Origin of the sequence: Pseudoalteromonas sp. HL-AS2, assembly GCF_031198805.1 — a bacterium.
Lineage (GTDB): Bacteria > Pseudomonadota > Gammaproteobacteria > Enterobacterales > Alteromonadaceae > Pseudoalteromonas > Pseudoalteromonas nigrifaciens.
Map to the genome: position 1 here is coordinate 360,752 of NZ_CP133571.1, position 18,606 is coordinate 379,357.

Consider the following 18,606-nt stretch of genomic DNA (forward strand, 5'->3'; position numbering starts at 1 on the left):
TTCTTAGTTAGCTGCTAGTGTTTTAAAGTATTGCTCTAATACGTCAACTTGTGTAAGTGGGTTGTCGATCGTATTAAATACTCGCCTAAACTGACCATCACGGTCATGGGTTTGCAAATACCAAGATACATGCTTACGAGCAATTCGCGCTCCCATTGGCTCACCGTAAAACGTATGGAGATTAGTTAAATGCTCCATTAAAATACTGCGCACCTCTGCAATAGCAGGTGGCTGTAAATGCTCTCCGGTTCGCAAATAGTGGTCTATCTCCCTAAATATCCAAGGGCGACCTTGGGCGGCTCGGCCAATCATAATGGCATCTGCACCCGTATAATCTAATACCTGCTTTGCTTTTTCTGGTGATGTAATATCACCGTTTGCAACCACAGGAATCGACACCGAACGTTTAATGTCCCTAATCGTGGCGTACTCAGCTTCACCCTTGTACATACATGCGCGTGTGCGCCCATGTACGGCAAGTGACGCTATGCCATAACGTTCAGCTATTCTCGCAATCTCTACACCATTACGGTTATCCAGATCCCATCCAGTACGGATTTTAAGTGTTACAGGTATATCAACAGCATTAACGACTGCATCAATAATCTCTTCCACAAGTTCAGGAAACTGTAATAAAGCAGAGCCAGCGAGTTTCTTGTTCACTTTTTTTGCTGGGCACCCCATATTGATATCTATGATTTGTGCACCATTAGCAACATTGAATTGTGCGGCCTGTGCCATAAGTTCAGGATCAGCTCCTGCAATTTGCACCGCGCGTATTCCCGACTCACCGCTGTGATCCATACGGTTCATCGATTTTTCGGTTTTCCAAACATCAGGATTCGATGATAACATTTCAGACACAGCAAGCCCCGCACCTAAGCGGCGACAAAGTTGTCTAAATGGTCTATCTGTAATACCGGCCATAGGCGCGACAATTACGTTATTCTCAAGTTGGTATTTACCGATACGCACTATATTCAATAGGCCTCTTTTCAAGGGGCGCTAAGTTTACGGTTTTTTTAGCAAAAATCAAAGGCTATAAATTGAACAAAAGTAACTTTTTTTTGCCCTTTTCGTATTGACATTTGATAACCGTATGACAAAGCGGTTTATTTGTTTGAAATTTAAGCAGCTTTTATTTTTAGTATAAAATAGAGATAAATTTTATTTTGTAAATAAATGGTAAAGCCTGTTAAATACAGGCTTCAGATACTTGTTTTAAGTAAAAGCTCTAAATAGCGTTGGGCAGTGCTTATGCTTTTTTAGTGCCACTTACACGGGTCCAATCACCTTCAATAGCAATGTCGTCCAGCTCAATAAAGGGGGCATAAACATCGGCAACCGATTGCGCTTGCTCGGTTAAAATTCCCGACATAGCTATTTTGCCACCGGGTTTTAATAACCCTAAAATAACACTATGTAGTTCACGTAACGGTTGCGCTAAAATATTAGCAACGACTATATCGGCACTAAATTCAGGTTGGTTTTCTGGCAGGTATACTTCTAATTTGTCGGCAACACCATTACGGTTAGCATTATCTAAGCTTGCTTCTAGTGCTTGCGGATCTATATCTATACCAATCATGCGCTCTGCGCCAAGTTTAATAGCAGCAATGCCCAAAATGCCCGAGCCACAACCAAAATCAACCACGGTTTTACCGGTTAAATCTTGGCTTTCTAGCCATTTTAAACATAATGCGGTAGTCGCGTGAGTGCCGGTACCAAATGCAAGGCCTGGGTCGAGTAATACGTTTACTGCATCTGGGTCAGGAATATCGCGCCAGCTTGGGCAAATCCAAAGTCTTTCGCCAAATTGGATTGGGTGAAAGTTATCCATCCACTCACGTTCCCAATCTTTGTCTTCAAGTTGTTCTATTTTATATGTTAGATTTTGCGCAACTGATTTATCTGCGTTTAACAGCGCTACAACGCTATCCATATCGTGATTAGCATCAAATAAGCCTATTACCGTAGTATCGGCCCAAAATTGCACAGTGCCTATTTTAGGCTCATAGATAGGCGTGTCTTTGGCGTCAATAAAAGTAACCGATGAACTACCAGCTTCAACTAGTAGATCACTAATTAAATCAGCGTTATCAGCGTTGGCGTTAATACGAATTTGGATCCAAGCCATGTTTATTTCCAGATAAAGGGGGTAAATAGAAAAAAGGCCGCAAGAGCGGCCTTTTTAGTTTTAATATGTATTAGCCGCTTATTATTTAGCGTCTAAAAAGCTTTTCAGTAAATCAGAGCGAGAAGGGTGACGTAATTTACGCAGCGCCTTTGCTTCTATTTGACGAATACGTTCACGTGTTACGTCAAACTGCTTACCTACTTCTTCTAAGGTGTGGTCGGTATTCATATCAATACCAAAACGCATACGCAGTACTTTAGCTTCACGGGCTGTTAGGCCAGCAAGTACGTCGTTAGTTGCGCCACGAAGCGACTCCATAGTTGCCGAATCAATTGGCGAATCAATGGTTGTATCTTCGATAAAGTCACCTAAATGCGAATCTTCATCATCACCAATCGGTGTTTCCATCGAAATTGGTTCTTTAGCAATTTTAAGTACCTTACGAACTTTGTCTTCAGGCATCATCATGCGTTCAGCTAATTCTTCTGGATTTGGCTCACGGCCCATTTCTTGTAACATTTGACGTGAAATACGGTTAAGTTTATTAATCGTTTCAATCATATGTACCGGAATACGGATCGTTCTTGCTTGGTCAGCAATAGAGCGCGTAATTGCTTGGCGTATCCACCACGTAGCATAAGTCGAAAACTTATAACCACGGCGATATTCAAACTTATCAACGGCTTTCATCAAACCAATATTACCTTCTTGAATTAAATCCAAGAACTGTAAACCACGGTTTGTATATTTTTTAGCAATTGAAATTACCAAACGTAAGTTAGCTTCAACCATCTCTTTTTTCGCACGGCGAGCTTTAGCTTCACCAATACTCATACGACGGTTTATGTCTTTTATACGCTCAATATTTAAGCCAGTGCTACTTTCAATAACACGTAATTTATTCAGACTACGAATGATCTCAGGCTTAACTTCTTCAAGTTTTGCCGAGTACTTTTCGTTAGCTGCAATTTCTAAATCAACCCAAGTAGCATCCGTTTCGTTATTAGCAAAGTGCTTAACAAACGTTTTCTTTGGTAACTTAGCAATTTGTACTGCTTGTTTCATGATAAGACGTTCTTGAACGCGAACTCTGTCCATCATTTCACGCATGTTATTAACCATGCGATCAAATTGCTTAGGTATTAATTTAAAGGTTTTGAATAACTCACCAATTTCAAATATAGCGGCAAGAGAATCTGGGTGCGAGCGACCTTTAGCTTCAAACGTTTCACGTGCTTTATTATATAAATCACGTAAATTTTCAAAATGAACACGTGCTTCTTCAGGATCTGGTCCTGTGTCTACTTCTTCTTCGTCTTCATCATCTTCGTCGCTGTCGTCATCGTCTTTATCGTCGTCATTAAGTTGTTTTGCACTTAATTCTGAACCAATATTAGTTGCCGAAATTGGCGCTGTGTCTTCATTAGGATCAATAAAGCCAACGATAATATCGCTAAGGCGCATTTCTTCTGCTTCAAACTTATCCCACTGCTCGAGTAGGTAAGTAATTGCTTCAGGGTATTCAGCAACCGAAATTTGTACTTGGTTAATGCCTTCTTCAATACGCTTAGCGATTACAATTTCGCCTTCACGGGTCAGAAGTTCAACAGTACCCATTTCACGCATGTACATGCGTACCGGATCCGTTGTGCGGCCGATCTCTTTTTCTACGGTCGCAAGGGCTGCAGCGGCAGCTTCAGCTGCGTCTTCGTCTGTCGTTGTTTCTTGCATCATTAGTTCATCGGCATCTGGCGCGTTTTCGCTAACCTTGATACCCATGTCATTAATCATGCTAATGATATCTTCTACTTGATCTGAGTCTATAATATCTTGTGGAAGGTGATCATTTACTTCTGCAAAAGTTAAGTAGCCTTGCTCTTTACCTTTTAGAATCAGAAGTTTTAATTGTGACTGAGGAGTTGGATCCATAGAGATTTTTTCTTCCACTCTGATAAGTTGATACAACAGGCGCCATCATGTAGTTTGCCTTAAAGCTAAACTAGAATAATGTGACGCAGTGAATAGCGTAGTATAACAGTTTAAATCAAATTTGACTAGCTGTTAGTCGCTTTTAACGCTGTCATTAACAAATGACATTCAAGTCTTTCATCGCTATTTAGACCTTGCGTCTTATCCTTTATTAATAGGGTCTCTAGTCGATAATTTAAACACTGATCTTCAATAAATTTAAAAGTATTTTGAAAAACAGTCTCTAAACGCTCTTCATTTATTTGATGTTGCCACGTTGCCAGCTTAGTTAGCGGGTCATAATCGTCAGTGCCTCTAAAGAATTCGAGCAACTGCGCTGTGGTAACATCTTCTTTTTGCAACGCTTGATGTTGTAAGCGCAGTAGCAAACCAATGCCGGCAATATTCATTTGTGCTAAATCGGGCAAATAGGGCACGCTTTTAGCCATTTGCGGATGTTGAATTAAAATACCGATTGCTTGGCGCATGGGGGTTATTTTAAATTTTCGCTCAATTGAATGCTGTTGCTTAGGTGTTTTTAAGCGATTATTGAGTTGCTCACGAGTACGGCCAATTAATCGCCCGAGCTGCTCAAGAATATTTTCTTGATAAAACTCACTAGGAATTTTTTCAATTAATGGTAATGCGGCACTAAGTAACTTGGCTTTACCCGAATCAAGCGTTAAATCTATTTCTAGGCTGAGCTTATTGAATAACACTTTAGTGAAATCATCGGCTGCATTTAAGCGTTGTTCAAACTTATCTTTACCCTCGGCTTGTACTAAGGAGTCGGGGTCTTCGCCGTCGGGTAAAAATACAAAGTTTAATGCTTTACCATCATTTAAATAAGGCAGTGCGTTTTCGAGCGCACGCCAAGCTGCATCACGCCCTGCACGGTCACCATCGTAACAACAAATTACTTTATCTGTTGTTCTAAATAGAGTGTGCATATGCTCACTGGTTGTTGCTGTCCCAAGTGCTGCAACGGCATATTCAATACCTTGCTCTGCCAGCGCCACCACATCCATATAGCCTTCAACAATCAGTACATGGTCGAGCTTTTTGTGTGCTTGTTTAGCTTCATATAAACCATAGAGTTCAAAGCCTTTATGAAAAATACGTGTCTCTGGCGAGTTTAAATATTTAGGGCCTTGATCGGCTTGCATTACGCGCCCACCAAAGGCAACTACGCGGCCACGTTTATCGCGAATAGGGAACATTAATCGATCGCGAAAAAAGTCAAACTGTCTGCCAGGTGTTTTTTCTGAGGCGAGTTTTAGCTCTACCAATTGCTCTTTTTGTTCTTTGTTACGGCCAAGTTGTAGGCACAAACCATCCCATTCACTTGGTGCATAACCTATCATGAACTTTTTAACTATTTCGCCGCTTAAGCCCCGGCCTTTAACGTATTCAATAACAGCGGCAGAATTACTATGGTGCTTTAACTGGTGTTGATAAAACCTTGCAGTATGGAGCATTAAATCGTAATCAGAGCGTTTTTGCGCTGCAGTACGCTCAGGTGCCGAGCCGCTACCTTGCTCACGGGGAACTTCTAAATTAAGTAAACTTGCAAGCTCTTCAATAGCATCAACAAACTCAAGTTTTTCGTATTCCATAACAAACGAAATAGCATTACCGTTAACGCCACAGCCAAAGCAGTGATAAAACTGTTTATCTTGGGAGACGGTGAACGAAGGCGATTTTTCGTTATGAAAAGGGCAGCAAGCTTGGTAGTCTTTACCGGCTTTTTTAAGACCGACTTTTGAGTCTATCAGGTCGACAATATCGGTTCTGGCAAGCAAGTCATCAATAAAATTACGTGGGATCTTTCCAGCCATTAGTAAAATAACGTCCTGAGATAATTAGAATAACAATGAAAGCGAGATTAAATTTATAACCCTACAAATAAAACCAAGCGATTTTATACGCATATATTAATTGCTATTAAATAGGGCGGGTGCAAATAGCACGTTTGTAGATTTGAACACAAATCGGATACAAAAACAAAGAAACCGAGCTCTAGGCTCGGTTTACTTCAATCATACTTAATGTATGTGGGAGTACTAGGCTGTTAATCGTTGCTTAATTAAACCAGAGATTTTGCCCATATCGGCGCGACCTTCAGCTTTGCTTTTGATTATACCCATTACTTTACCCATGTCTTGCATACCTGCTGCGTTAGTGTCAGCAATAGCCGCATCAATGAGAGCAATTATTTCTTCTTCACTCAATTTTTGAGGTAAGAAAGTTTCAAGTGCTACTATTTCATTGGCTTCAATATCAGCTAAATCATCACGCCCAGCATCTTTGTACTGAGTGTAAGAGTCACGACGTTGTTTAACAAGCTTCACTATAACGGAGGTAATACCTGCGTCGTCTAGTGTTATTTGCTCGTCTTTTTCACGTTTCATGACTTCAGCAAGTACCATGCGAATAGGGTTAAGACGTAATTTGTCTTTGGCTCTCATCGCATCTTTTTGCGCATCTTTTAGCGTTATTAAAAGGCTCATTTATACAAGACCTAATATATTAGTATAATTTAACGCGACGTGCGTTATCACGAGAAAGTTTTTTCATGTGACGTTTTACTGCAGCAGCTTTTTTACGCTTACGCTCAGCTGTTGGTTTTTCATAGTGCTCGCGACGACGAACTTCTGAAAGGATTCCTGCTTTTTCACATGAACGCTTGAAGCGACGAAGTGCTACGTCAAACGGTTCGTTCTCTCTTACTTTAATTACTGGCATTAAAAATTCACCTACCTAAATTATGAGCGTTGCTCAAGTTGATCAAACATTGATCAAGTGGTTCAAAAATGGTGCGGTATTGTAATCCGAAGCAACACCACATGTAAAGGATAATATTAACAGAAAGCTGGCATCTAAAACAGTGTTAATTTACTTGGCGTTGATACAAACGACAAAAAACTTGCCCAGCCTTTTTTTCTTTAATTAACAACCAGTTGATTGGTGCAGTAAAGGTGCTTAACTCGCTTTCCACCTCAATGTAAATTAAAGCGTCACTGCTTAGCCATTGGTTGTTTTCTAGTAAATCAGCGCTCGATTGTGCCAAGTTTTTACGAAATGGCGGGTCAACAAAAACTAGATTAAATGGCTCATTACTATTAATTTGCTCTAAAAATGCCAGTGTATTGGTATGTTTTACGTGTGCGTTTTGCAGCTTTAAAGTACTAATGTTTAGCTCAATTTGCTTTGCTGCGGCAGCGTCAAGTTCAACAAAAGTAGCGCTTTTAGCAAATCGCGATAGTGCCTCAAAACCTAAACCGCCAGAACCGGCAAAACAGTCGAGCACATTTGCCTCTCGGGTATCTTGCATTAACCAATTAAACACAGTTTCTTTTATACGATCAGTTGTTGGGCGCAGCCCTTGTACGTCTTTGACGGGCAGCTTTCGGCCTCTAAATTGGCCACTGATCACTCTAATAAAGCCATCGCTGGATTTGCTAGTTACTTTATTTTGCGTTGTTTTTTTTCTCATTTAGCTCACTAAAAATTGGTATCTGCTATCTAGCTCAGATAATATTGCAATCATATCATAGCGTATTATTTTTCAACTGCATTAAAAGTGGTAGTATAAGCATCCTAGACAATAGATTGTGCCTTTAAACAGTTTAAAATAGCAGTTAACGCACATACTATTATTATCGTTAGTTTATCAGAATTTTATAAGTGGTTATTAGCAAGTATGGCAAAAAAAAGTAAATTACTGTCTTGGTTAGGTTTTGGTAAGTCAGATAAAAAACAACAAGCGGAACAAAGTGCCCAAGAGGCCGATAACCAACAGCAAGCGCGCTTAGCAGCAGAAAAAGCTGAAGCAGAGCATTTAGAGCAACAGCAGCGTTTAGCAGAGCAAGAAGCGCAGATGCGCCTTGATCAAGAAAAAGCAGCAGCTGAACAAGCCGAGGCTGAGCGTTTAGAGCAAACACGTATTGCAGCAGAGCAAGCAGAAGCTGAGCGATTAGAGCAGCAAAAACTTGCAGCCGAGCAAGCACAGAGAGAGCAAGCTGAAAAGCTAGCGATTGAAAAAGCCAATGCTGAGTTAATCGTAAAACAGCAAGCAGATGCTCATGCATTACAGTTAGAGCAACAGCAGCGTTTAGCAGAGCAAGAAGCGCAGATGCGCCTTGAGCAAGAAAAAGCAGCAGAACAAGCAGAGGCTGAGCGTTTAGAGCAAGCACGTATTGTAGCAGAGCAAGCTGAAGCTGAGAATTTAGAGCAGCAAAAGCTTGCAGTCGAGCAAGCTGAAAAGCTAGCGATTGAAAAAGCCAATGCTGAGTTACTCGCAAAACAGCAAGCAGATGCTCATGCATTACAGTTAGAGCAACAGCAGCGTTTAGCAGAGCAAGAAGCGCAGATGCGCCTTGAGCAAGAAAAAGCAGCAGCGGAAAAAGCTGAAGCTGAGCGTTTAGAGCAAACACGTATTGCAGCAGAGCAAGCAGAAGCTGAGCGTTTAGAGCAAGCACGCATTGCAGCAGAGCAAGCAGAAGCTGAGCGATTAGAACAACAGCGTATTGCAGCTGAACAAGCAGAAGCTGAGCGTTTAGAGCAAGCACGAATTGCAGCAGAGCAAGCAGAAGCTGAGCGTTTAGAGCAAGCACGAATTGCAGCAGAGCAAGCAGAAGCTGAACGTTTAGAGCAAGTACGTATTGCAGCAGAGCAAGCAGAAGCTGAGCGTTTAGAACAAGCGCGTGTTGCAGCTGAACAAGTAGAGGCTGAGCGCTTAGAGCAGCAGCGTATTGCAGATGAACTTGCAAGCGAAGCAGCTCAAAAAGTAGAGAAACCTAAAAAAGAAGGTTTTTTCTCTCGCCTTAAAAAAGGTTTATTAAAAACTCGCGTTAATATTGGTTCTGGTTTTGCTTCCATATTTAGCGGTAAAAAAATAGACGATGATTTATTTGAAGAACTAGAAACGCAATTACTCACCGCCGATTTAGGCGTTGATACCACAATGAAGTTAATAGACCGCCTAACTGATGCGGCAAACCGTAAGCAATTAAAAGACGGTGACGCACTTTATGAGCTAATGAAACAAGAAATGGCCGTAATGCTTAAAACTGCAGAGCAGCCGTTGGTTATTCCAGCCGATAAAAAACCATTTGTTATATTAATGGTAGGTGTTAACGGTGTAGGTAAAACGACGACCATTGGTAAATTGGCTAAGCAATTTCAAAGCGAAGGCAAGTCGGTCATGCTTGCTGCGGGTGATACATTTAGAGCCGCAGCGGTTGAGCAACTACAAGTATGGGGCGAACGTAATAGTATTCCTGTTATTGCACAGCATACTGGTGCTGACAGTGCGTCTGTTATTTTTGATGCTTTTCAAGCGGCAAAAGCGCGTAACGTTGACGTATTAATCGCAGATACAGCAGGGCGCTTGCAAAATAAAGACAACTTAATGCAAGAGCTTGAAAAAATAGCGCGAGTAATGAAAAAAATTGATCCTGATGCGCCGCACGAAGTAATGTTAACTATTGATGCAGGCACAGGGCAAAATGCGATTAGCCAGGTAAACTTGTTTAATCAATGCGTTGGTTTAACCGGTATTACTCTTTCAAAACTAGATGGCACGGCAAAAGGCGGTGTTATTTTTGCGGTAGCAGATAAGTTTAACATTCCAATTCGCTATATTGGTGTGGGTGAAAGTATTGATGATTTACGTGCCTTTAAAAGCGATGACTTTATTGATGCGCTATTTAGCCAAGATGAAGACGACGCTTAAAGCTTAGCAAGCTATTAGTACAAGCGTTGAAAAGTGATCAGCGCGACGTTCATAAAGTGAAAGCTTCACCCAAATGGTCATGTTTGTACTTTGATTTTCCGGTTCTGTAGGTGTGGTTTATAACACACCTTTAAAAGGTGGAACTTTTATTTACCAAAAGAGGGAGCTTGCTCCCTTTTTAATTGCGAGGAATACCAGCTTTATTGATATTTAATAGTGTTGGCATAATAAAAAATGATAAATTTTCAGCAAGTAAGTAAAACCTATCCAGGCGGGCATCGCGCTCTTGAAAAAGTTAATTTTCATATTAAACCTGGTGAACTCGCGTTTTTAACCGGCCACAGTGGCGCGGGTAAAAGTACGCTGTTAAAGCTAATTAGCTTAATGGAACGCCCTTCTGCTGGAAGTGTGTTTATTAACGGTATCGATTTAAACAAAGTAAACTCACGGCAAATTCCTTATGCCCGTCGCGACATCGGCATTATATTTCAAAACCACCGCTTATTAGAGCGCTACACTATATTTGATAACGTAGCACTGCCCTTGATCATTGAAGGCACACACCATAAGCAAATTGCAAAGCGTGTGCATGGCGCGCTTGATAAGGTTGGCTTGATTGATAAAATTAAATGCCACCCATCTATGCTCTCTGGTGGCGAGCAGCAGCGTGTGGGTATTGCCCGCGCAATTGTTAACTCCCCGCCAATATTATTAGCAGATGAACCTACGGGTAACCTAGATCCTGAGCTTTCAATGGAAATATTACGTCTTTTTGAAGAGTTTAATAACCATGGGACAACCGTACTTATTGCTACCCACGATCTAGGATTAGTGGCCCGGATGAAGTATCGCAGCTTAACCCTAAAAGATGGTCGTATGATTCAAGATCCGTTAGCCGAGGGCGCATTATGAGTTTACTTTTTAAAAGTCGTCAAAATAGTAACGATAAACAAAAAAAATCAGTATTTGCTGGCGGTTATTTTTTTATTATTAATATTTTTCGCCAAGGCGTACATAGCTTAGGTGAAATGTGGCGTACACCTCTAGCGTCGTTAATGACTATTGCAGTACTGGGTTTGAGCTTAACCTTGCCAGCTAGCTTATACTTAGTGGTTAAAAATGTGCAACAGGTAAGCAGTGGCTTTGAAGAGGCCAGCGAAATTTCTTTGTTCGTAAAAGAAAGCATGAACGAGCAAGAAACCCAAACCTTAGTAAAGCGCTTAGCACTCTACCCAGAAGTGGAAAGCGTGACCTTTATTTCTAAGCAGCAAGCTCTACAAGAGTTTAAGCAAGTATCTGGATTTGGTCAGGCGTTAAGCTATTTAAATAGCAATCCGTTACCCGATGTTGTGCTCGTTATACCAACATCGCGACACAGACAACCTAATGCCGCAAAAGTACTTTTAACTAAGCTTGAAAGTGAGCGAGAAGTTGATTTTGGCAAGCTCGACATAGCTTGGCTTGAGCGCCTAAATGCATTGCTAAGCCTATTAAAAGAAAGTGTTATTACCATTGCGCTGCTATTGCTTACCTCGGTAACGCTAATAATAGGTAACACTATTCGTTTGTCTATTATGGATAAAAAAGAAGAAATACAAGTAATGAAGCTGGTAGGCGCTACTAATACTTTTATTCACGCCCCCTTTTTATGGACCGGAATATGGTATGGCGTTATAGGCGGGTTATTTGCATTTATATGTGTGGCGCTAATGATGTGGTGGCTATCAACTGCCGTTAGTAGTGTGGCAAGCGTTTACCAAACTAGTTTTTCTTTAATTGGTTTAACCTTAAAAGAATTTGGCTCGCTGGTACTGCTTGCTACTAGCTTAGGGTTTATTGGTTCGTACTTATCGGTTAATCGTTATATAAAAGAAATTGAGCCAGATAAAGTCTGACATAAAATGGTCACATTTTTATATTATTCTTTTTAAAGCAGTTTTTATAAAAGTGCTTTAAAGCTATAGCAGGCTTAATTCATCACTTATTCAGTCGCTTAGCGTAGACTTAAAAAATACAAAAAACCACTTGATTTATACTTAAGAAAAGTTTTAAATTGGGGTTAGCACTCTTAGGCAAAGAGTGCTAAGATGGTTTCAAATGTTTATCACCGAGGTGAAAAATGAGTAAAGATTTATACGCAATGGCACTTACAGTTGGACAGCAAAGCGCAAGCATGGACGGTTACCTTCAAGCGGTAAGCACTATTCCTATGCTTAAAGTAGAGCAAGAACAAGAGCTGGCAACACGTCTTCAGGAAGAAGGTGATCTTAGTGCTGCAAAGCAACTCATTATGTCGCACTTACGCTTTGTAGCGCATATTGCAAAAGGCTACTCGGGTTATGGCTTGCCACAAGCAGATTTAATCCAAGAAGGTAATATTGGCCTGATGAAAGCGGTAAAGCGTTTCAACCCAGAAGTGGGTGTGCGTTTAGTATCGTTTGCAGTGCATTGGATTAAAGCAGAAATTCATGAGTTTGTACTTAAAAACTGGCGCATCGTAAAAGTTGCTACCACTAAAGCACAGCGTAAATTGTTTTTTAACCTTCGTAAAAATAAAAAACGTTTAGGTTGGTTTAACCAAGCAGAAGTTAGCACAGTAGCTAGCGAGCTAGGTGTGAGTGAAAAAGAAGTACGTGAAATGGAATCGCGCATGAGCGGCCAAGACATGGGCTTTGACCTTACAGGTGATGACGACGACAGCGCACCAAGCAGCACCTATTCACCAGTACAGTATTTAACTGATGGCACTGCTGACTTAGCTGACGATATTGAGCAGCAACAATGGCAAGAACAATCACATACTCGTTTGTTTAGCGCTCTTAAAACGCTAGATGAACGCTCGCAAGACATTGTAAGCGCACGTTGGTTAACCGACGATAAAGCAACGCTACAAGAACTTGCTGAAAAATACAGTGTATCGGCTGAGCGTGTTCGCCAGTTAGAAAAAACAGCGATGAAAAAGCTACAAGCTGCAATGGTGTAAACCTAACCATTTAGCTAACAAAAAAAAGCCCCGCATATAAAATGCGGGGTTTTTTTGTTTGTTTCACGATATTTACTTAAAATTTTATTAGCACTCAATGCGGCTATTGAAGCTGCTCGTGCCGGTGAGCACGGTCGCGGCTTTGCCGTTGTTGCCGATGAAGTACGCGTTCTATCTCGCCGCACTCAAGAGTCTACTGCTGAAATTTATACTACTATCGAAACTTTACAAAACACGACTAAGCAGGCTGTTAGTTTAATGGATAGTAGTAAAAGGTTAGCTAATAATAGTGTTGATGACGTTAATGCTGCAGCGAAAGCCCTCGAAGAAATTACTCAAGCGGTTAATATAATTTCTGATATGGCAGGACAAATAGCCATAGCAGCCGAAGAACAAACACAAGTAACAAATGAAATAACGCAAAATACGGTTGCTATAAAAGATGTTACTGATGAGATCACTGAGTCGGCTTTGACCCATTTAAGCCAAGCAAAAGTACTTAAAGATCGCGCTGCTGATTTGAGTGATAAGGTGGCTACTTTTATTTTATAAGCGTGAATAATTACTCTACTGCAGCCTTATTAGTAGGCAGTAGAGTGATAGTCATATTTCTTCTCTTTCGCCTAAGTGAGCTACCCAGCGACATAGCTTCGCTCTGAACTCTGGGTTTTCCTCGATAAAAAGTCACTTTAATAAGTTCGACTTCTATTAATTTAGTAGTAGACCTTTAACCCTTAATATTATTTTTAGTTGCTTCGCTATACCACAGCTCCATAAAGCATTCAGTTAACTTATGTTCTATTTCAAGTGCTTTATCGGTTGGGCAAAATAGGGTGAAGCTTGCTCTAAATTCTCCTAACTCAGTAGTACCAAAGTGAATTTCGGGTTCTGGGCCTGAAATTTTTGCATCTAATTTTCTTTCGATAATAGAGTTATACCGGCTCGCCACTTCTTCAAACTCTTCGCAGTAATGCTTGGCTTTATTGCGAAGAGTTTCGTAAATAGGGTACGGATTAAAGCTGTCTTTACGCACAATATTAAAATGATGAGTAGCAAAGCGTTTAACAAAGTTTAAGTTTTTTATTGGGCTGGTAATTAATTTGTTATTAGGAATAAATATTGTTTTTCTAGAGAATTGATAAGTTCGCATATCAATTTCATGTAAGGTGGTTTTAATCCAGTTGGTCTCTGCTACTTCGCCATAATATTCACCAACTTGTACCCAGTCGCCAATTCTAAATGGGCGGGTTGTTACTAAGTAAAAAAAGCCAATTACACATTGAATAAACTCTCTAGTGGCAAGCACAATAGCAACGGCAAAAGCGGCTATAGACAGTGCAAAGTTTTGAATCTCAGTCGACCATATAAACAGCAGTAACAAAACCATAGTAAAGTTAATAAAGTGCTTAATATTGTGTGCAATGTAGCGAGTATCTTTTTCTTTTTTTTCTGCTCTATATCGCGCCAACTTATCAACAAGTACTTTTAAACTAAATGCGATAGTGAGCACCACCACTGAGATAAGAACTGGGTGTAGTAGTATATCTTTGATCATAAATTCCAAAATACGAGTAATTGCAAACAAGCTTAGTATATTGATTTATGAAACCAATTAGCAAACTTAACCTCAAAAAAATTAAGTTGGGTTAGTCAGTTACTCCATTGCCAACATGGTGATGCTGTTTATTAAGCTGTTTACGACACAAAAGTACAAGCTCAATAGCTGAAATTAAAATTAAAGTATAACCAAGTGTTTCTATCCCTTCTTCTACCCAATAGCGCCAAGTGCTCCATCTAAATCTAATGAGCCAAAGCGAGTTAATTTAGGTGGTGGTGAAAGGCGCACCACCACGAAGTGGTGGCTTTAATCAAATCCTTCCTGCTGAGCTAAATATTGCTTCACGATTTCAAGTGGTGAACCTCCGCAACTAACCAGACAATAACTTCTGCTGTAAAAAACTGGCTTCCAGTAAAACTCACCCAAGTGTTCGGAAAACTCCTTTCGCACAAGTCTTGATGTAGCAGTTTTTAAACTGTTCACCATTTTACTTGGTTGCATCTTGGGATTAGCAGAAATTAAAAGGTGAAGGTGATCTGGCTCACCATTGCACTCCAAAAGCTCACAATCCCAAGATTTTAACAACCTTTTGTACTGAGATTCTAAGTACGCGGCAACCTCTGGCGTGATACAGCGATGACGATATTTAGTTACAAGAACTAAATGATAGTGAATATTATAAACGCTGTGATACAGCGTATTTAGGGCTTGTTTTTTCATAATAACTAAATATAATTAGTTGTTATGAAAAAAGCAATCCGTAAAGTTACATATAAAATGAAATCATCAGTTTCTCAAGAAGAATCGCTGATGGATTTGTTTGTCCACCATCACCAGTTGTACAACTGGGCTTTACGTGATCGCATCGAAACATATCGTGATTCTAATTACAGTCTTAACTTTCACGAACAGTGCAAAATCAACACTCTGTGGCGTAATAATCGTAAAGCGCATGGCATTTTCAATGCTAATGCTCAGAGTGAGCAAGTCACATTAAAACGTGTTGCACTGGCTTTTGACGGTTTTTTTAGACGGCTCAAAAAAGGTGATAAGAAAGCTGGATTCCCACGTTTTAAACCATTTCAACGCTTTAAAGGTTGGGGCTACAAGGCTCATGGTGATGGTTGGAAGCTCAACCTGAAAGAAAAAAAGCATGGTGCTGTTTATTTGGCTGATGTTGGTATCGTTAAGATCCGAGGTAAAGCTAGAAACACAGGAGGCAAGCCGAAAACTGCCGAAATCATCCGAAAGAATGGTGAGTGGTTCATTTCAGTTTCAATGGAGTATGACACCATTGAGAGAAACTGTGGCACTAAAGCTGTTGGCTTGGATTGGGGTGTTTCTCATTACTTTTCGACTATCGATCAGGATGGTAATTTTGAGCAAGTCGAAAACCCCCGTTACCTCAGAAACAGCAAAGAGCGATTAACCTCTTTACAACGTGACCTCGCGTTAGCGAAAAAAGGCACTCGCACCCAGCGAAAATTAAAGCATCAAATTGCCAAACTCCACCAGAAAATCGCCCGTCAAAGACTCGATTTTACTCATAAAGAAACTGCAAAATTAGTTGAAGTGGCGGCATTGATCGCCACCGAAAAACTCACCGTTAAGAACATGACTCGTAGTGCCAAAGGTACTGTCGAGAAAAACGGAAAAATGGTGAAACAAAAGGCTGGTCTGAATCGGGAAATTCTGAACACCGCGCCAGCCATGACTCTTAATTTACTGCGATACAAAGCGGAAGAAGCTAGTAGCGAATTTGTTGAAGTACCAACAAAGCAAGTTAAGCCAAGTCAAACCTGCCCAGACTGCGGAGCTAAGAAGAAGAAATCCTTAGCAGACCGCTGGCACTCATGCGAATGTGGTTGTGAGAAGCCCCGCGATGTAGCCAGTGCGCAAGTTAACTTAAACTGGGCGTTAGGTATTCAGGCTGGGAACCAGCCTAAAAAGGTAGCTTAGGCTTTCTTTTTGAAACTCCTTCAAAACGCGCAGCGTTTAGTGGGAGTTGTTCATAATGTTTTTAACTATACGCACGTAGCTCTCACCCATTATAGAGTGCCAAAATTCACCTCTGCCCATAATGCGAGAAAAAGCTAACAACGTAACCAAGCCAGATAAGCAAATGCCATAACTTGGTGTTTGAGTATAGGCTTGGATGGAGCTAAAAATAGTCCCTCTTTTTCTTATTAGGTAAACAAATATACAAGCAAGTATTGAATAAACGATAGTTTGCCAGGCGCCATCAAAAACATACATATCAAGGTATGTATCAAATTCTCTTACAAACATCATTGCTGTTAGAGCTGCAAGTAATACCGAAGCTACCTTAAGTTTCGAGCTAATACGCGAGGCATAAAAAAACAAAATAGCACTTAAAAAAGTTAAAATATCTTGCATGTGCTCAGTGAGTGTTTCTTCACTATAAAGTGCATTTTGCTGTAATTCAAAGCCTTCAAGCTGAATTAATGAGGCAACACCAGCTAAGCATAATAAGTAAATAAAAGATCGTAGTAAAAACATGAAAAAATCCACATAGGAGACCATGCGCGAGATTTTAATTACAAAAAGGACAGAAAGCCAAAATATTATGGAAACTTTTTATCGAATCCTTCCGAGAAAACCCATTGATCGACGCGAAGCGGCGTCGGTGGGATGAATCGGAATAACTAGCCCTGTTCTTGATGTTTTTCTTGTAATGGTTTGGTTGGTTTGTTGTGTGTTGCAAGTGTAAATATATTGAGCATAAAAAAAGCCCTTACTAAATAAATAGTAAAGGCCTTTTGCAGTTTAAAGTCGATACTTAGCGCATCGTTACAAACTCTTCTGAGCCAGTCGGGTGTATAGCAACCACAGCATCAAAGTCAGCTTTAGTTGCGCCCATTTTCATGGCGACAGCAAAACCTTGAATCATTTCGTCTACAGCAAAACCTATACCATGCAAGCCGACCACTTTTTCATCTGGACCTGCGCACACTAGCTTCATTTTACAAGGCTGGCGATGTTGCGTAACCGCGGTATACATAGCGGCAAAAGCTGATTGGTATACTTTTACGTTTTCTGCACCGTATTGCGATATAGCTTCTTGCTCTGTTAAGCCAATAGTACCAATGGGTGGGTGACTAAATACTACTGTAGGAACTAAGCTGTAATCCATTTTTAAATCATCTGGCAGTTCTTTATTAAATAAGCGCTCAGATAAAGTACGCCCAGCTTTAACTGCTACTGGGGTAAGCTCAATGCCGTTTTCGATAATGTCGCCCACAGCGTATACGTTTTCAGCTGTGGTATTTTGGTACTCGTCTACTTTAACAAAACCTTTGCTGTTAACTTCTACGCCTGCTGCAGCAATATTAATTGCATTTGTGGTTGGCTCGCGGCCAATAGCCCAAATTACTTGGTCTACGTTATGGCTTTTACCATTATCTAAATGCAAGGTTACTGAGCCGTCGTCTTCTTTAACCAATTTATGTGGTACAGATTCGGTATGCAGCGTAGGGCCTTCTTTTGCCATTACTTCAACTAGCGTATCGATTATATATGGGTCAAAGTTACGCAGTGGTGCGTGTTTACGCACAAATAAATGCGTGTCAGTGCCCAAGCTATGTAGTACGCCTGCAAGCTCTACAGCAATGTAACCTGCGCCAATAACAGCAACGCGTTTAGGTTGCTCTTTAAGCTCAAAAAAGCCATTAGAGTCAATGCCGTGCTCAGCACCTTCAATGTTTGGAATGCTTGGACGACCGCCAACAGCAATTAAAATATGATCAGCAGTATAATACTCACCATCTACTTCAACTGTTTTATTATCTACAAATTTAGCAAAACCTTTAATTACGGTAACGCCGTTGTTTGCAAGGCCATTATCGTAACCTTTATGGATTCGGCCAATGTAGGCTTCGCGGCTTTCTACTAATTTGCCCCAATCAAAACCTTTTACTTCAACATTAAAGCCGTAATCAGGCGCATATAAATTAATTGCTTCAGCAACTTGAGCACCATGCCACATTACTTTTTTAGGCACACACCCTACGTTTACACATGTGCCACCCATATGTTTTGCTTCAATAAGTGCTACTTTAGCGCCACGCATTGCCGCACGGTTCGCCGACGCAATACCGCCGCTACCACCGCCAATTGCAATATAATCAAAATGCTGAGCCATGTTTAATCCTCAAAGTTTATTTAACTGTATTGTGCCGATGATAGCATATGCTCAAGGCAAA

The 18,606-nt window shown here is 40.6% G+C and carries 16 protein-coding genes and 1 pseudogene; 6 read left to right on the plus strand and 11 right to left on the minus strand.

All coding sequences use genetic code 11. From position 1 onward, the window contains the following. Positions 1–3: 3 nt before the first annotated feature. From dusB to rsmD, 7 genes are all read right to left on the minus strand, one after another. Positions 4–975 carry a tRNA dihydrouridine synthase DusB gene (gene dusB / locus RB215_RS01740; protein ID WP_172459251.1) on the minus strand — a complete coding sequence of 324 codons (972 nt, stop codon included), beginning with the start codon at positions 973–975 and terminating at the stop codon, positions 4–6. 280 nt (positions 976–1,255) lie between these two features. After that, complete coding sequence (gene prmA, locus RB215_RS01745; RefSeq protein WP_182676975.1) at positions 1,256–2,137, minus strand: 50S ribosomal protein L11 methyltransferase; 882 nt, start codon at positions 2,135–2,137, stop codon at positions 1,256–1,258. Positions 2,138–2,218: 81 nt separating this feature from the next. Next, positions 2,219–4,066 carry an RNA polymerase sigma factor RpoD gene (gene rpoD / locus RB215_RS01750; protein WP_011327061.1) on the minus strand — a complete coding sequence of 616 codons (1,848 nt, stop codon included), beginning with the start codon at positions 4,064–4,066 and terminating at the stop codon, positions 2,219–2,221. A gap of 125 nt (positions 4,067–4,191) precedes the next feature. Beyond that, complete coding sequence (gene dnaG / locus RB215_RS01755; RefSeq protein WP_011327062.1) at positions 4,192–5,943, minus strand: DNA primase; 1,752 nt, start codon at positions 5,941–5,943, stop codon at positions 4,192–4,194. A 225-nt stretch (positions 5,944–6,168) separates the two neighbouring features. Then, positions 6,169–6,615, minus strand: a complete 447-nt coding sequence (locus RB215_RS01760; RefSeq protein ID WP_041454325.1) for a GatB/YqeY domain-containing protein — start codon at positions 6,613–6,615, stop codon at positions 6,169–6,171. Between the two features lie 19 nt (positions 6,616–6,634). Continuing rightward, the gene (gene rpsU, locus RB215_RS01765; RefSeq protein ID WP_002957797.1) at positions 6,635–6,850 is read right to left on the minus strand and encodes a 30S ribosomal protein S21; all 216 of its coding nucleotides are present in this window, start codon (positions 6,848–6,850) and stop codon (positions 6,635–6,637) included. 145 nt (positions 6,851–6,995) lie between these two features. Beyond that, complete coding sequence (gene rsmD, locus RB215_RS01770; protein WP_011327064.1) at positions 6,996–7,601, minus strand: 16S rRNA (guanine(966)-N(2))-methyltransferase RsmD; 606 nt, start codon at positions 7,599–7,601, stop codon at positions 6,996–6,998. Between the two features lie 207 nt (positions 7,602–7,808). Between rsmD and ftsY the strand changes: the two genes are divergently transcribed. From ftsY to RB215_RS01795, 5 genes and pseudogenes are all read left to right on the plus strand, one after another. Continuing rightward, positions 7,809–9,842, plus strand: coding sequence for a signal recognition particle-docking protein FtsY (ftsY, locus tag RB215_RS01775; RefSeq protein ID WP_309216733.1), 2,034 nt, complete (start codon positions 7,809–7,811; stop codon positions 9,840–9,842). A 234-nt stretch (positions 9,843–10,076) separates the two neighbouring features. Next, entirely contained in the window at positions 10,077–10,754 is a 678-nt protein-coding gene (gene ftsE / locus RB215_RS01780; RefSeq protein WP_058372450.1) for a cell division ATP-binding protein FtsE, read from the plus strand. Then, positions 10,751–11,737: a permease-like cell division protein FtsX gene (ftsX, locus tag RB215_RS01785; RefSeq protein ID WP_011327067.1), complete on the plus strand. Its 987-nt coding sequence runs from the start codon at positions 10,751–10,753 to the stop codon at positions 11,735–11,737. Before ftsE ends, ftsX begins: the two co-directional genes overlap by 4 nt. Positions 11,738–11,961: 224 nt before the next feature. Beyond that, positions 11,962–12,825, plus strand: coding sequence for an RNA polymerase sigma factor RpoH (rpoH, locus tag RB215_RS01790; RefSeq protein WP_011327068.1), 864 nt, complete (start codon positions 11,962–11,964; stop codon positions 12,823–12,825). Between the two features lie 84 nt (positions 12,826–12,909). Continuing rightward, positions 12,910–13,377, plus strand: a pseudogene (locus tag RB215_RS01795) (methyl-accepting chemotaxis protein); the annotation flags it as partial. Between the two features lie 175 nt (positions 13,378–13,552). Here RB215_RS01795 and RB215_RS01800 read toward each other — a convergent pair. Further along, the gene (locus RB215_RS01800) at positions 13,553–14,380 is read right to left on the minus strand and encodes a mechanosensitive ion channel family protein (RefSeq protein ID WP_089367659.1); all 828 of its coding nucleotides are present in this window, start codon (positions 14,378–14,380) and stop codon (positions 13,553–13,555) included. 309 nt (positions 14,381–14,689) lie between these two features. Beyond that, positions 14,690–15,103, minus strand: a complete 414-nt coding sequence (tnpA, locus tag RB215_RS01805; RefSeq protein ID WP_309216735.1) for an IS200/IS605 family transposase — start codon at positions 15,101–15,103, stop codon at positions 14,690–14,692. A 24-nt stretch (positions 15,104–15,127) separates the two neighbouring features. Between tnpA and RB215_RS01810 the strand changes: the two genes are divergently transcribed. Further along, entirely contained in the window at positions 15,128–16,342 is a 1,215-nt protein-coding gene (locus tag RB215_RS01810) for an RNA-guided endonuclease TnpB family protein (RefSeq protein WP_024605726.1), read from the plus strand. A 36-nt stretch (positions 16,343–16,378) separates the two neighbouring features. Here the strand turns inward: RB215_RS01810 and RB215_RS01815 are convergent, their stop codons facing one another. Next, a complete protein-coding gene (locus RB215_RS01815; RefSeq protein ID WP_225741007.1) occupies positions 16,379–16,903 on the minus strand; it encodes a hypothetical protein in 525 nt (174 codons plus the stop codon). A 280-nt stretch (positions 16,904–17,183) separates the two neighbouring features. Next, positions 17,184–18,545 (minus strand): glutathione-disulfide reductase, encoded by a 1,362-nt coding sequence (gorA, locus tag RB215_RS01820; protein WP_193039027.1) that lies wholly within the window; start codon positions 18,543–18,545, stop codon positions 17,184–17,186. Between the last annotated feature and the right edge of the window lie 61 nt (positions 18,546–18,606).